This is a genomic window from Ruegeria sp. HKCCE3926, from assembly GCF_017872515.1.
Taxonomy (GTDB): Bacteria; Pseudomonadota; Alphaproteobacteria; order Rhodobacterales; family Rhodobacteraceae; genus Ruegeria.
Genome location: NZ_JAEDOU010000002.1, coordinates 92,782 through 108,061, shown reverse-complemented (window position 1 = coordinate 108,061; position 15,280 = coordinate 92,782). Strand labels below are relative to the sequence as shown.

The following is a 15,280-nucleotide window of genomic DNA, read 5'->3' as shown; positions in this document are numbered from 1 at the left end:
TGAATTGTGCAATCGCCCACGCGGATCATGCACCCGCTTAACTTGCTGAGAATGAATGATGATTGAAAACTGGTACAGGGCCAACGAGGCACGGAAATGGCGTGACCGGGCCGGAACAGACCCCGCAGATCAGGAACTGGGCGAACGTGTCTATACCTCGCGGCTGATCGGTCAGAACCCGGACCTCCTGATGCACGGGGGAGGCAACACGTCGGTCAAACTGGAACGCCCTGATCTGTTTGGCGATCCACAGCGCGTTCTGCATGTCAAGGGATCTGGGTGGGATCTGGACAGCATCGAGGCACCGGGCTTGCCGGGCGTGTGGCTAGATCCTTTGATGAAACTGCGCGCATTGGACCATCTGTCAGATGCACAGATGGTCAATGTTCAGCGCGCCAATCTGTTGGATTCGAGTTCTCCGAACCCCTCTGTAGAAACTCTGTTGCATGCATTTTTACCGCACAAATATGTGGATCATACGCATGCGACACCCTTTCTGGTGCTCGCCAATCTGCCAAATGCCGAGGACGTCTGCCGCGAGATTTTTGGCGACCGACTGGGCATTGTGCCCTACATCATGCCTGGCTTCGGGCTGGCCAAAAAGGCGGCCGAGGTATTTGACGAAAACCCGAATGTCGAAGGGCTTCTGCTGCTTCAGCACGGGCATTTCACCTTCGGCGCGACGGCGCAGGAAAGCTATGACCGGATCGTGGCGCATACCAACGAGGTTGCTGCCTATTTCGGGATGAAGGACCTGACGACAATTGGCCGTCGCGATCCGGCTGAGAACCTTGAGGTATTGCCGATCCTGCGCGGGGTCATCGCCGAAGTGGCGGCCCAACGGGATGACCCGATGCCGGTTTTTGACCTCCGCAACGGGCCGGATGTCATGCAGTTTTTCGATCGTCCGGATATTGATTCATTGGCCCAGCGGGGCATGGCGTCGCCGGATCACGTATTACGGACAAAAGGCTGCCCGCTTGTATTGCGCGCGTCGGATTTGTCTGGGGGGCGGTCTCGGATTAAGGCAAAGGTCGAAGAGTTTGCCAAAGACTATCGGGCGTATTTTGAACGGCAGGCGCCGCAGGCCGACGAACGCAAGAAACTGCTGCCTCAAGACCCCAAGCATGCGTGGATCGAGGGCGTGGGGATCCTGGGAATGGGCCCGAACGCAAAGGCTGCCTCGGCCGCGGCAGATCTTGCGGAACAAAACCTGCGGGTGCGATCAGTGGGCGAAGACGCAGCCGGTTTTTTTCCCATCAATGAAAAAGATCGCTTTGATTGTGAATACTGGTCCTTGGAACAGGCGAAGCTGGGCAAAAGCTCACCACCTCCGCTTCAGGGCAAGATTGTGATGGTGACCGGTGGTGCAGGGGCGATAGGTCTGGCAACCGCCAAGGCCTTTGCTGATGCCGGTGCAAATGTCGTTCTGGTGGACCGGGATGAACGGGCGTTGGCCAAGGCCAAATCGACCCTTGGCACATGGCATTCGACATATGCCTGCGACGTAACCGAGAGAGGCGCCGCAGATGCCGCGATTGCGGCGGCGATACACCGGTTTGGTGGGATCGATGTAATGGTATCGAATGCCGGGTCGGCGACTTCGGGCGCTTTGCTGGATCTTGGTGACGACGAATTCCGCGCGGCTTTTGAACTGAATTTCTTCGCGCACAAGGCATTTGCGACACAGGCTGCCCGAGTGATGCAAGCTCAGGGCCGCGGCGGTCAGATCCTGTTCAATATCTCCAAACAGGCGATCAACCCGGGCCGGAACATGGGGGCCTATGGTACGCCAAAAGCCGCCACACTGTTCCTGTTGCGCCAGTTGACGCTTGAATTGGCCGAATACGGAATCCGTGTGAACGGGGTGAATGCAGATCGAATTCGGTCTGGCCTGCTGACGGATGGGTTCATTCAGGAACGCGCTGCCGCACGTGGCGTTTCCGAGGAGACCTATATGTCAGGCAACCTGCTGGGCCGCGAAGTCGAGGCGAAGCATGTCGCGAACGCCTTTGTTGCGCTGGCGCTGATGGAACGCACCACCGGTCATGTCGTGACGGTGGATGGCGGCAATACCGAGGCCGAACTTCGGTAACGCCTTTGCCCGATTGGTTCCCTGCCTGTGGCGTGTCGATGTGCCTCAGGCAGGAACTGCTGACCGGTTCTCGCGGATCGGCAGGTGGACTATGGCGCTGAAGGCACCGATCGCGACCCCGATCCACCAAACCATGTTGTAGTCGCCATACTGGTCATACATGCGTCCGCCAAGCCAGACGCCCAGGAAGCTGCCGATCTGGTGGCTCAAGAAGATAAAGCCATAGAGCGTTCCCATATAACGCAGACCGTATAGATGCGCGACGAGCCCCGAGGTCAGCGGCACGGTGGCCAGCCAAAGCGATCCCATCACCAGCGAGAACACGATGACCGTAATGGGTGTGATCGGGAACACGATGAACAAAGCCGCTGCAATCGTCCGGCCCGTATAAACCGCTGCCAGAAGGTATTTTTTCGGAAAGCGGTTGCCGGCCCAACCCGCCAGTAGCGTGCCGCCGATATTGGCCAGACCGATCAATGAAATCGACACCGCACCAAGTGCGGATGTAGAGGTGATCCCGATGGAATGCAGTACGCCTCCGGGCTGGATTGGTCCACACATCTCGGCCACGAAAGCCGGGAAATGCGCGGTGATGAAGCCCAGCTGGTATCCGCAGCTGAAAAAACCCAGAAATATCAGCGCATAGGAAGGGTCGCGGAACGCCTTTCCCAGAATCTCGCTCATGCTTTCTTGCATCTCTGCCTTCGAAACGGGCTGTGGTGCACGCATGAAGGGCAAGGTCAGCACAAGGGCAAGAATTGCCGCGGCAAACACGACAAAAACCTGCTGCCAGGGCAGGAAAGTCAGCAGCCATTCAGCGGTCGGCGCCCCCAGAACCTGCCCAAAGCTGCCCGCAGCAGTAACGATGGCCAGCGACATGGACCGGTTTTCATCGGTGGACGCGCGTCCGACAACCGCCAGAACCACGCCAAACCCGGTCCCGGCGATGCCGAAACCCACCAGCCACGCGTATATCTGATGCTCGAACGGTGTAACGGACCACGCCGTCAGCACCATGCCAGCCGCGTACGTGAGAGCGCCGAGGATGATGGCTCGGCGGTCGCCCACCTTTTCGGCAATCGCCGCAAAGATCGGCTGCCCGATGCCCCAGGCCAGGTTTTGAATTGCAATCGCCATCGAGAAATCGGTCCGCAGCCAGCCGAACTCATCGGCTATCGGAATCTGGAATACGCCGAACGACGCACGAACGGCGAAGCTGACCGTGATGATGATACATCCGACAATCAGAATCGGATTCAACAAGCGGGCGGATCGGGGCATGGAACCTCAGGCGTAACGTCCGAAGGACCGTATTACTTTTGGTGTCACCGTCAATTCAGCAGATTTGCGGTCACGGATAAACAAAATTGATGTGTCGCCAAAAATGGCTTCTTTTCAACGGCCGAGGCGACGGGTAAGGCTCGGATTCATGACGGATCTTATTTCGCTTTACGAGGCCCGCATCGCGGACGGAACGCTGACACGCGACGACGCGCAAGAGGCCGTTCTGCCCCAATTCGAACGCATCCGGGCGGCGCTGTCCAAGCCGGTCAAACGCGGGCTCTTCCGCAAGGCGCCTCCGCCACCCAAAGGGTTGTACCTGTGGGGCGGTGTCGGGCGTGGGAAATCCATGCTGATGGACATGTTCGTCGATACGCTGGGCAATATCCCGGCACGACGCGTGCATTTTCACGCTTTCATGCAGGAAATTCACGCCGGAATGCACAAGGCCCGGCAACAGAATGTCGAGGATGCCCTGGCACCGGTGGCGAAAGAGGTGGTCAATTCAGTTCGCTTGCTCGCGTTTGACGAAATGCAGATCACCGACATTACGGACGCAATGATTGTCGGGCGGCTGTTTGACTTGTTGCACGAAGGCGGCGTGGTCGTGGTTACCACGTCGAACAGGCATCCCGACGATCTGTACAAGGATGGGCTGAACCGGCAGCTGTTCCTGCCGTTCATCGCGCATATCAAAGAGCAGTTGCAGGTGTGGGAATTGGTGTCGCCGACGGACTATCGGCAGAACCGGTTGGAGGGTGCCCCGGTCTATTTCACTCCGATTGGCCCAGAAGCCCGGCAGAAGATCAGAGAGGTCTGGACAGATCTTGCCGGTGGACCCGCTGATCCGCTTGTGCTGCACGTCAAAGGCCGGGCCGTTGAATTGCCCGCCTTTCGCAACGGGGTCGCGCGGGCTTCATTCTATGATCTGTGTGGCCGCATGCTTGGGCCGGGTGATTATCTGGCGATCGCCGAAGAGGTAAAAGTGCTCGTGCTTGAGGACATCCCACGCCTGTCGCGCAACAATTTCAACGAGGCCAAACGTTTTGTCACCCTGATTGATGCGCTTTACGAAGCCAGGGTGCGTTTGATCTGCTCGGCTGCAGCGGAACCCGAGATGCTGTATGTCGAAGGCGAAGGAACCTTCGAATTTGAACGCACGGCATCACGCCTGCGTGAAATGCAGGATCAGGATTGGGGGCGACAGGGACACTGATCCGCCCGTATCGCCCGCGCCCCATCCAAGACAGTGTCAGCCAGATCATGAGGTTGGAACGCGCCTACGCGTTTTCTTGCAGAATTTTCCCAGCCAGATAGAGCGAGCCGCAGATCAGAACCCGCGCCTGCGGGTCATTGTCCGCAATCACTTTCAATGCGTCCGCCACGCTGTCGGCGGTGGATGCGGGAAGGTTGACCCTAGCCGCAGCCGCAGCGGTTTCTTCCGCGCTGAGCGTTGCGGTCTCACCCGGAATGGACACGGCTGTCAGACTTGTCGCTTTCTCTGCCAGAGGTGCAAGATACCCTGTCACATCCTTGGTGTTGAGCATGCCGCAGATCATGTGCGTGGGTTTTTGCGGCAGGTTCGTCAGTACATCCGCCAACGCGATTCCGGCGGCGGCGTTGTGACCACCATCCAGCCAAATCTCGGCATGCGGCGCCTGATCGACAAGCGGGCCGGATTTCAGACGCTGCATTCGCGCCGGCCATTCGGCCTTGGTCACGGCAGCTTCGTATGCGTCGTCGCCCATGTTCAGATGGCGCAGAACCGCCAACGCTGCGCCCGCATTCTGAATCTGATGTGCGCCCAGAAGGTTGGGCAGAGGCACATCCCGCAAACCGGTTTCGTCCTGATAGATCAGACGCCCGTTTTCTTCCTGCACGTGCCAGTGCTGACCATGAACCAACAAAGGCGCACCCAATCGGGCGGCCGTGTATTCGATGACCTCAAGCGCTTCGTCCTGTTGCGGGCCGACAATGCACGGAACGCCGGGCTTGATGATGCCCGCTTTTTCCGCCGCGATCTTGCCCAAAGTATCACCCAGGAACTGTTCATGGTCGATGGATACGGGGGTAATAACCGTGACGGCCGGGTTTTCGATCACGTTTGTGGCGTCCAGGCGCCCACCCAGCCCGACCTCGAGCAATGTGAAATCTGCCTTGGCGCGGGAAAAGGCCAACAGGGCGGCGCATGTTGTGATCTCGAAATAAGTGATGTTTTCGCCGCCATTCGCAGCGTAGCATTCATCCAGAACCGCCGTCAGTTCTGGCTCCGAGATCAGCTCTCCGGCCAATCGAATACGTTCATGAAAACGGGCCAGATGCGGCGAGGTATAGGCGTGTACCGAGCGTCCTGCCCTTTCCAGACCCGCTCTGATCATCGCCTGAGTCGAGCCTTTGCCGTTGGTCCCGGCAATATGAATGACCGGCGGCAATTTCAACTGCGGATTGTCCAGTGCCGCCAGCAGACGCCAGACACGGTCCAAGGTCAGATCAATGATCTTGGGGTGCAGCGCCATCATCCGGTCGAGGATGGCGTCGGACGTCCTGGCCGTCATTTCTGATCTGTCTCTTCGGCGGGGAGTTCTGTTGCGTCGGTTGGTTCCGGTGCCGGCAGATCGCCCATGATCGCCGGCGGCAGATTCATCAGCATCCGCGTGATGGTAATCAGTTCATCGCGCATTTCGGTACGTCTGGTGACACGGTCCAGCATCCCGTGATCCAGCAGGTATTCGGCGCGTTGAAAGCCTTCGGGCAGTTTTTCGCGGATCGTCTGCTCGATCACGCGAGGCCCGGCAAAGCAGATCAGCGCATTGGGTTCCGAGATATGGACATCGCCCAGCATCGCATAAGACGCAGTAACGCCACCGGTTGTCGGATGAGTCAGCACCACGATATATGGCAGGTTGGCTTCCTTCAGCATCTCGACTGCCACGGTGGTGCGCGGCATCTGCATCAGGCTGAGGATACCTTCCTGCATACGGGCGCCCCCGGCTGCCGAGAACAGGATCAGCGGCCGTTTGAGTTTTACCGCCTCCTGCGCGGCGGCGATGATCGCGTTGCCGACATACATGCCCATCGATCCGCCCATGAACGAAAAGTCCTGCGCGGCGGCCACAATGGGGGTGCGGCCAATTTCACCCAAGACAACCAGCATGGCTTCCTTTTCGCCGGTCTTCTTCTGCGCTGCTTTCATGCGGTCGGGGTATTTCTTCTGATCGCGGAATTGCAACGGGTCGTCTTTTGGCGCGGGCACTTCAAGTTCGGTAAAGATGCCGCCGTCAAACAAGTGCTTGAACCGCTCACGCGGTGTGATCGCCATGTGGTGGTCGCACTGTGTGCAGACATTCTGGTTTTCCGCCAGCTCGCGATGGAACAGCATCGTTCCGCATTCGTCGCATTTGTGCCAGAGGTTTTCAGGCACTTCGCGGCGTGAGAAGATCGAGTTGATCCGGGGGCGGACGTAGTTTGTGATCCAGTTCATGTCGGAACCTTGGCTTGTGCGGTGTTGACGTCAAATAGGACGCCACGGAAGGAATTGCAATCAACGCCTGAGCGCAAGTCGCGCGGCCAGCCAGCAAACGAACATCACGGCAAGGTCCACCAGAAGCCAGGGACGAAGCTGTTCGGCATCAGATGCATCAAACGGAAGGGTGTACAGCGCCAGTCCGTTCAGGTTGTCCGGCAACGAGATGAACAGCAACGCAATGATGTTGTTGAAAAAATGCAAGGCGATAGCTGGCCCCAATGTTCCCGCCCGTGCCGTTAGGTCCGATGTCAGCAGACCGAAAACGCAAGCCCACAGCGCAATCAGCAACGCGTTGTCGCCAGCCATGTCCGGTGTGTAATGTCCAATTGCAAACAGGATGGATGGTACCCCCATCCAGATGACAGGCGATTGGAATCTGGCTGCCAGGGTTTGCTGAATATAGCCTCTGAACAACAGCTCTTCGGCGCTGGTCTGCACCAGAACAACCAAGGCCGAAACCGGCAAAAGAAGAAGCCAAGTTGACAATGGCAGGTTCTGCGACAGAGATCCGCCAAAGCCATAAGGCGGCAGCAGGAACCCGACAACGCCCAAAATAAGAAGTGCTTTCAACACTTTAAGGAATTGGCCCGCAGCCAATCGGTACCCGCCCACGATGGACACCAAAGACCTGTGCTGAACCTGCCGCGCGGCGACGGCCACGCCCAGAATGATGAATCCGAAACTGGCCAACAGCAACAGCAGCGCGAGGGGTGAACCGCCCAACAGAAGCGTCTGCGCCCAGTTTTCCGGACCCATCCCGGCAACCACGGTAAAAAATACCATGTTCAGAACGCTGACCAGCACGGCAACCAGCAAGAGCCCCAGCAACAGGCGCCAGATTTCCGGTTTGCCGCGTGCGGTTTCGACCAGATGGTCATGAGCGGAATATGCTTTAGGCATTTTCACCCGTGCTTTCCTGAATCGCCTGATCCGTAATCGTCGGGAGCAGCTCCTCGGGGTTCTGCGCCGCATTGATTCTTGTGGACAACGTAGTCAGATATCCCGCAACAGTCTGTAGCAATTGCGTAGCAACCGAAGCGTCGCTTTCGACCACGGCACGCAGTTCCTCGGCGCCGATACGCAGGAACCTGCAATCTTCGGTGGCGACCAGATCCAGTTGTCTGGGCTCTCCTGTTATGATCGAGAGATCACCGATCAGCCGCCCGGGTTCAATGATCGAGATCGGGCGTTTTTTTCCATCATCCGTGGGCCAGTCCAGCCTGGCCTGCCCTGAGACGCACAGATACGCCGCGTCGGGCGCCTGACCACGCGAGAAAATGACTTGCCCCGCTGCTGCTTCGTACCATTGCGCTGAGAACGCCAACAACCGCTGGTTGCGGCCATCCACGCCGGAAAACAACTCGGTCGCCGAAATGATTTCGAGCTTGCGGCTCAGATCGTCCGACGTGCTGTCTTCTTGCGGGGATTTGGATCGTGACACACCATCGATACGGCCATCCTTGATTTCCACAAACAGATCATACGCTTCGGGATGTGCAAAGTGATCTTCCATAAAGATCATAATGGAATCCGGCAACAATTCCCGCAGTTTCAGGCGGGTGCGCAACCGGCTTTCGGAATCGTGACTTGCCAGGGCCCTGTCCAGAATCAGGACGTCAGGCCGTTTGATACCCGCGCGTGAGAATGCGGCACGCTCTTGAAAGACGGTCGGCAGATTGTTCCCGCCCAGGCCTGCTGCCAGATCGTAGATGATGGCAGCTGCACGGCGTCGCAGGCCGGCTTCGTTCATGGCTTCGGCCACAACGTCTTCTATTTCGTCCGCGTGTGCACCGGCCATCAACGAAACCCGGCCGTAGATCGCATTTTCCATCGCGGTCAGACGTGGCACATAGATGTCCGGCGCAACTGACATGAACATGCCGCCCATCGCGTCCAGCAGCCGCTTGGCCTGACTTTTGCGGATGGCAAGAATCTTTTCCTTGTATTCTTCCGGGAAGTTTGGGCCGATCTGCTCGGCCGTCAACAGGAACGGTACCGTCAATAGCAATGCGCGCTCCTGGTCGCTCACAGCCATATCACCCTTGGCTTTGCGCCGTTCTTCGATATCCAGCAATTTGTGATACATGTCCTTGGACATGCCGAGCCTCAGGAAAAGCGGGTGATCCGCCCCGTCCCGCCCGAAGGTCTTGCTGAGCGTGTCCATGACGGCCTGAGAAATGCTGATCACGTCGTCAACCAGATCATGGGCGCTGAGCATCTGAACGAACCGTTCGTCACCCGCCAGTATATCCGGAGAAATGTCCTTGGATGGCGCCGCGAACAACAAGTTTCCGCCCAGCGGAACTGCCGGGTTAAAGCGATCAGGGTCGAAACGGTACACATATCGATCAAGCCCCTTTTCTGCCAAGCGCTCGGCGATGGTCCCTCGTAAATTGACAACTTCCTGTGCCAGGACCGGGTGAATTTCCGGGTCGAACTGCGTACGCAAAGTGCGGCGGAACATGAACTCGTCGATGCCCATCGCTTCCACCAGCTGGAACCACCAGTCACGTATGTCGTCGATATCGTCAAGACCGGCGAGACCCGGGTCAATCCATTCATCGTCCAGAGAATCCGGTGAATTGCCTGCACGAACAGCTTCGATCTGCCACCGCGTCGGGGCCTTGAGCATATCTGCTTGATGTCGTGGATGCGTGCGCAAAGGCATCATGAGGTTGTCGCCCAATGTGCCGTCAAACAGGTAAGGGCGCGAATAGGCATAGCCGATCCGGGCCGCGATGACGGCCTGATGCAGACCCCGCAGATTATGCCCCGCTATTATCACCTCACCCTGAGCCGGCAACACCTCACGAGTCAAAAGCTGTCCCAACGCACTGCGTTCCGACGCCTGTCCAGACTGAATTGCGACGCGCGCGCCACGCGGAATGGTCAGATCAAGATCTTCGAGAACGGTTTTCCCATCGCTGTCGCGAACCGTCACATTTCGCAGCTCGATGTCGCCAGTCAGACGCGGGATGGTTTCAGGTTCTCCCTCGAACAGCTCTTCCGGTATCATGTTGTCAGGCGCAAATCTCTCGGTGACGATTTCCCATCGCAAAGACATGTCCTGCACCTGGTTGTAATAGGTCAGCAGATCCTTCCATGGGCCGCTCAGATCCTTGTAGGCGCCCAACGCGGCAACCAGCGCACCTACGGTCACCTCACCGGTAATCGCCAGATATCCTCCCACTGAATAAAACAGGAAGGGTGTCATCTGAGTTATCAGGTTGTTGAGGAACTTCATGAAGAATTTTTTGTTGTAGATCTTGAAACGGATCTCGAACAGTTTCCCTAGCCGATGGCTGAATTGCGCAAGGCGATAGCGCCACCCTCCGTTGGTACGCAGATCGCTGATACCTGCCGCAGTTTCGCCGATCTCCGAGCTCAGACGTCGGACTTCCTGAATGCGGTCCTTGTTTAGAAGGTTGATCTGCCGCTGAAGCTTGGGGATCAGCCAGGCCTGAAGCGGGATCAGCGCGATACTGGCAAGTCCGAACCAAACGCTTTGCATGAACAGGAAGGTGACGATCGTCATCATCTGGCCGAACTGGAAAACCGGCTGCGCGATGGCATCCCCCATCAGGCCACCCATCGGTTCGGCCTCGGACGTGATCATCGATACCAGCTCACCCTGGCTGGTGGTCGCAAAATAGGATTTCGGAAACCGCATCGACCGTTGAAACAACGTATAGCGCAGGCGCCGCAGCATGCGCTCGGCAAGGACGCCCTTCATCGTGTTGATGCGCATCTTCATGACACCGCTCACGATCACCGTCGCCAGGAACGCAACACACAGTATCATTAGATACTGAACCTGCGTCACGGTGAAGTTCCAGATGGTTACCGTGTCACCCGGCGCGCCGATTGCGTCGTTGATGATCTGTTTGGGAAGTTCCAGCGAGGCGTAAAGAAACGGGAACGACAGGACCGTCAGCAGAAGTAGAACAAGTTGCTGTTTCTTCGAATATTTCCAAATGAAGGCAAATAAAGTGGACTCCATAACCTGGCCTTGTCATGCGCTAAACTGTTGTGTGGCTGTTCTTGGGATGACCCACTTTGCAGGAGCCAAACGGTAAGCACTGACCCGGTACATTGCAAGAATAGACCGGTTCAGTTTCAGCATGTTGCGCCTATCCAAATTGTGGTCAGACCCCAACAGGAAAACACAAGGCTTCGATAGCAATTCCGTTATTACGGTTTTGTTCATGCCGTTGTCCTTGACTAAGGCCGGGCATTATCGGACGACGTGGCCATGGGCAGGATTCTGGATCGCTATATTCATCGCAAGACTCTGGGGCGCTGGCGTCGGGCCGCGCATCAGGCGCCGTATGCCAGCCAGGCAGATTTGCGCTTGCAACGGGATCAGGCCCGCAGTTTGCGCAGGCATCTTGATCATTTAATTCAGCAGGCAGACAGTCGCTTGATCCGGCCGACGATTGGGTCCACACAGTTTCCCAAACCCGTCGGAACAGACTGGAGCTGCCGTCCCGACCTATGGCGTGCGCCCCTCACGCAACCGGGTGTGGCTTCGGCACCGCGAAAGACCGTCCTGGACAGTCAGGTCAGCGTGTTCCACGATTGCCCGTTTTCTGAAATTGCCGTGCGGCAAGTCCGAAACAGAGAGGACAGAGATTTGGCTCCGTTCAGTCTCGTGATCGAGGCTTTCAGCTTTGGGGGGTCCTTCCTGTCCGTTTCGGTTGAATTGCCTGAGGACGCTGCAATTCACCTGACGCGCGAGCATCTTGTGAGGCTGGAAACCCTGATCGAGTGTGAAAAGCCATCGGGCGTTTTCGCGCGCCTCAACATTCAGCACGGGCCCAATATGGAACAGGTGTTGCGACGCCTTGATCCCGGCGAGGTATCAAAGGCCGTGGATTTTGATCTGGCGCATCTCCCCCTGAATGAGCGCAGGATCGAAAAAATCTGGCTGGATTTGATTTTTGAAACGCCCGAGATGAATCGCATGGTGGTGCGGGATCTTACGTTTTGCCGTTTTCATCGCGCCGATTTGTGAGAAGATCAGTCATGACGCAGACCAAGCTAACCTTCATACGGTTCGAAAACGGAATCTGGCAAGGCCACATTCAAGCCAGCAGTACGCCTAACCCCGAGGTAAGCTATCAGGGCGAAACCCTGAGCAATGTTGACCTGTCGCCCGCAGCAGACGGATGGGACTTGCGCATACAGGTGCCTGTTGCAGCCCTATCCGAAGGCGTGCACACGTTCGTCGTTGCAGATGCAGCCACGACCGAGAAACTGGGAAGCTTCACGGTGATTGCCGGTGAGCCCGCCGCAGATGACTTAAGGGCCGAAATTGATTTGCTGCGGGCTGAACTGGATATGCTGAAACGCGCTTTCCGCCGGATCTGCCGCGACGACCCCTGATCCGTTCCGGCTGGTTTTCCTGTCAATCTTTCAAAATTCGTGCATCATTGGCGTTTTCTGAACGGATCGCGCCTTATCATGGATCGCAGCAGCATAGTCAAAGTCATTGCTTTGATGGTTACCGGATTTGGTATCGGTATTGATTTTACCGGCGCCCTGATGCTGGTGCCTGCGATCGAAAGCAGCTTTGACGCCGATATCACCAGCACCCAATGGGTTCTGAACATCTATGCCTTGTTTTTTGCCATGACCATGGTCGCAGGCGGGCGACTTGGCGACATGTACGGCCACCGCAGGATGATGCTTTTTGGCCTGTCGATCTTTCTGTTTTCCTCGGTCATGTGCTTCGTTTCGCCCAGTCTTGATTTTCTTGTCATTGCGCGTGCGCTGCAAGGTATCGGCGCGGGTTGTGTATGGCCCTGCACGCTGGCCTTCGGGGCAACCAAAGTATCAAAGCCAGAACATCGAGCCTTGGTGATGGGGTTAATTCTGGCAGGTGTGACCACCGGAAACGTGTTTGGTCCGATGATCAGCGGATTGGCCGTGAACTTGGGAGAGTGGCGCTACTTTTTCCTCGCCAATGTGGTCTTTTCCTGCATTTCGATGGCCTCCGCGCTGATCCTGATGGAGCGCGAAACACAGCACAAACCGGATGAACACCTTGACCTCGCCGGGATGGGTGTGTTGTCTTTTGCCGTTTTGCTGCTGCTTTACGGTTTGGATGTGGGCGCGGACTGGGGGTGGACGTCCGTCCCGTTGTTGATGCTGTTTTTCACCAGCGCTGCGCTTTTCATTCTGTTCCCCAAAGTCGAGAAACGCGTGACAGAGCCACTGCTTTTGCCGCAGATGATGCAAAACCGCGAGTTTCGCATCACCCTTGGCCTGAACATGTTCAACGTGTCCGCGGCATTTGTGGGGCTGCTGTATTTTCCCCAATACATGCAAAAGGTGCTGGGCTGGTCGACGTTTGAATCGGCACTGGGCTTGGCGCCGCTGACCGTGTTGCTTGCCGTGGGATCAATTGTTTCGGGTACGCTTTACAATGATTTCGGCCCCAAGCGGCTGCTGTTTTGGGGATATCTGATCGCAACGATCGGCGCTGCGACCATTGTCGTGCTGCCCGGTGATCTGGGGTACTTTCGCATCCTGCCCGGCATGGCGATGATCGGGCTGGGCGCAACTTTGACGGTTGGGCCGTCAGGCACTGCTGCAATGTGCGCCGTAAAGCCGGAACGGGCTGGGCTGGTTGGCGGCCTGAGTTTCATGACCCACCTGGTTTACGGCGCAATCTCTGTCGCCTGTGCCACGGCCATCATGTACGTCGTCAGCCTGTCTGAGCTTCGCCAGTTTGTGGCCGCTTCGGGCATCAAGTTGACCGAAGCAGAGCTTCGCACGATCAATGGCGGAACACTTGATACGCCGTCCGCCCACGCGGTAATAAGCCGGTTGTCATCCAGCGAGGCAGAGACGGTTCAACGGGCATTGTCGGCGGCGTTTGACAGCGGGATGAGTATGGCTTTCGTCTTTTCGGCCTTGTCCGTCTCGGTCGGTCTCGTTCTGGCGCTGCTTCTCGACGAAAAGAAACTGCACCGGATCGAAAGCTGAAGTCGGGAGCCAAGGGCTGCGACACCCGCAGCCCTTACCGTTTTACTGTGACGGCCCGTTGGGGTTGAAGGCCGATAGTCCCTTCAGGATATCGATGGCATAGGCCAGCTGGTAATCCTCTTCCCTCAGCTCTGCGGTTGCCTCGGCCTTGGCGCGATCTTCTTCTATCTGGCGGATCTCATCTTCGCTCAGGCTGTCATTGTTAAGGCTGCCGCGCAGATCGGCCTCGGAGCGCGAACGGGCGTTGGTTTCTTCCTCTTCCGGTTCTGGCGCCGGACGGGGTTGTTCCACGATAATATCAGGGCTGACACCCAGAGCCTGAATCGACCGCCCCGATGGGGTATAATACCGGGACGTGGTCAGGCGCATCGCACCATCACCCCGCAGCGGCATCACCGTCTGAACCGACCCTTTGCCGAAGCTCTTGGTGCCGACGACGATGGCCCGGCGATGATCCTGTAGCGCGCCCGCGACGATTTCAGATGCCGAGGCCGAACCACCATTGATCAACACGACAATGGGTTTGCCTTCCGCCAGATCGCCGGGGGTGGCATTGAAACGCTCACCCTCTTCCGGGTCCCGTCCACGGGTCGAGACGATTTCCCCTTCGTTCAGGAACGCATCCGAAACTTTGATGGCCTGTGTCAACAGACCGCCCGGGTTGTTGCGCAGGTCCAGTACGACACCATTGACCTTGTCGATACCACCGGCTTCTTCGATCTGTTCCTTCAACCCTTCCTGTAGGTTGGGGAAAGTCTGATCATTGAAGGTCGTTACCCGCAGCACGACACTTGTGCCCTCGGTGCGGGCGCGAACGGCGGTCAGCTTGATCGTGTCACGGATAATGGTGACATCGAAGGGATCAGGTTCGCCTTCGCGCACGACGGTAATAACAATCTCGGAGCCGACCGGCCCCCGCATCAGATCCACCGCCTTGTCCAGCGTCAGGCCCAGAATGCTTTCGCCATCCACATGTGTGATGAAATCTCCGGCTTCGATCCCGGCCTCGTCAGCGGGCGTGTCGTCGATGGGAGACACGACTTTGACAAAACCGTCTTCCTGCGTGACCTCAATACCCAGTCCACCGAACTCGCCCCGGGTCTGCACGCGCATCTGTTCGGCATCATCGGGCGACAGATAACTGGAATGCGGATCAAGAGAGGTCAGCATACCATCGATTGCCGCCTCGATAAGTTCTTCAGGCTCGACCTCTTCGACATATTGCGCACGGATGCGTTCGAAAATGTCACCGAACAGGTCAAGCTGTTCATAGACGCTGGCCTTGTTCACAGCCTCTTGCGCCAGCAGTGGGCCTGCGATCTGCGTAGTCGCAAGAATGCCTGCCACAGTTCCGGCCAAACCGGCCATCACAAATTTCTTCATACTCG

General features: G+C 57.3%; 11 protein-coding genes. 5 read left to right on the top strand and 6 right to left on the bottom strand.

Features of this window, described 5'->3' with window-relative positions:
• Positions 1–55 precede the first annotated feature (55 nt).
• Positions 56–2,095 (top strand): bifunctional aldolase/short-chain dehydrogenase, encoded by a 2,040-nt coding sequence (locus tag I9184_RS08720; RefSeq protein ID WP_209833849.1) that lies wholly within the window; start codon positions 56–58, stop codon positions 2,093–2,095.
• 45 nt (positions 2,096–2,140) lie between these two features.
• On the opposite strand, the gene I9184_RS08715 is transcribed toward I9184_RS08720, so the two are convergent.
• Positions 2,141–3,376 carry an MFS transporter gene (locus I9184_RS08715; RefSeq protein ID WP_209833847.1) on the bottom strand — a complete coding sequence of 412 codons (1,236 nt, stop codon included), beginning with the start codon at positions 3,374–3,376 and terminating at the stop codon, positions 2,141–2,143.
• Positions 3,377–3,524: 148 nt separating this feature from the next.
• On the opposite strand from I9184_RS08715, the gene zapE reads away from it, so the two are divergent.
• Positions 3,525–4,592, top strand: coding sequence for a cell division protein ZapE (gene zapE, locus I9184_RS08710; protein ID WP_171636208.1), 1,068 nt, complete (start codon positions 3,525–3,527; stop codon positions 4,590–4,592).
• A 64-nt stretch (positions 4,593–4,656) separates the two neighbouring features.
• Here zapE and I9184_RS08705 read toward each other — a convergent pair whose 3' ends face one another.
• Genes I9184_RS08705 through I9184_RS08690 form a run of 4 tightly spaced genes read right to left on the bottom strand, consistent with a single transcriptional unit; the run spans position 4,657 to position 10,902 of the window.
• On the bottom strand, positions 4,657–5,931 hold the full coding sequence (locus I9184_RS08705; protein ID WP_171636209.1) for a folylpolyglutamate synthase/dihydrofolate synthase family protein: 1,275 nt from the start codon (positions 5,929–5,931) through the stop codon (positions 4,657–4,659).
• Entirely contained in the window at positions 5,928–6,857 is a 930-nt protein-coding gene (accD, locus tag I9184_RS08700) for an acetyl-CoA carboxylase, carboxyltransferase subunit beta (protein ID WP_209833845.1), read from the bottom strand. Before accD ends, I9184_RS08705 begins: the two co-directional genes overlap by 4 nt.
• Positions 6,858–6,917: 60 nt before the next feature.
• Positions 6,918–7,802, bottom strand: coding sequence for a CPBP family intramembrane glutamic endopeptidase (locus tag I9184_RS08695; RefSeq protein ID WP_209834088.1), 885 nt, complete (start codon positions 7,800–7,802; stop codon positions 6,918–6,920).
• Complete coding sequence (locus I9184_RS08690) at positions 7,795–10,902, bottom strand: ABC transporter transmembrane domain-containing protein (RefSeq protein ID WP_171636213.1); 3,108 nt, start codon at positions 10,900–10,902, stop codon at positions 7,795–7,797. Before I9184_RS08690 ends, I9184_RS08695 begins: the two co-directional genes overlap by 8 nt.
• Positions 10,903–11,154: 252 nt before the next feature.
• Here I9184_RS08690 and I9184_RS08685 point away from each other — a divergent pair, with 252 nt between their 5' ends.
• From I9184_RS08685 to I9184_RS08675, 3 genes are all read left to right on the top strand, one after another.
• Positions 11,155–11,916 (top strand): DUF6478 family protein, encoded by a 762-nt coding sequence (locus I9184_RS08685; RefSeq protein ID WP_171636215.1) that lies wholly within the window; start codon positions 11,155–11,157, stop codon positions 11,914–11,916.
• 11 nt (positions 11,917–11,927) lie between these two features.
• Entirely contained in the window at positions 11,928–12,287 is a 360-nt protein-coding gene (locus I9184_RS08680) for a hypothetical protein (protein WP_171636217.1), read from the top strand.
• 78 nt (positions 12,288–12,365) lie between these two features.
• The gene (locus tag I9184_RS08675; protein WP_209833843.1) at positions 12,366–13,892 is read left to right on the top strand and encodes an MFS transporter; all 1,527 of its coding nucleotides are present in this window, start codon (positions 12,366–12,368) and stop codon (positions 13,890–13,892) included.
• Between the two features lie 42 nt (positions 13,893–13,934).
• On the opposite strand, the gene I9184_RS08670 is transcribed toward I9184_RS08675, so the two are convergent.
• Complete coding sequence (locus tag I9184_RS08670; RefSeq protein WP_171119151.1) at positions 13,935–15,275, bottom strand: S41 family peptidase; 1,341 nt, start codon at positions 15,273–15,275, stop codon at positions 13,935–13,937.
• Positions 15,276–15,280 lie beyond the last annotated feature (5 nt).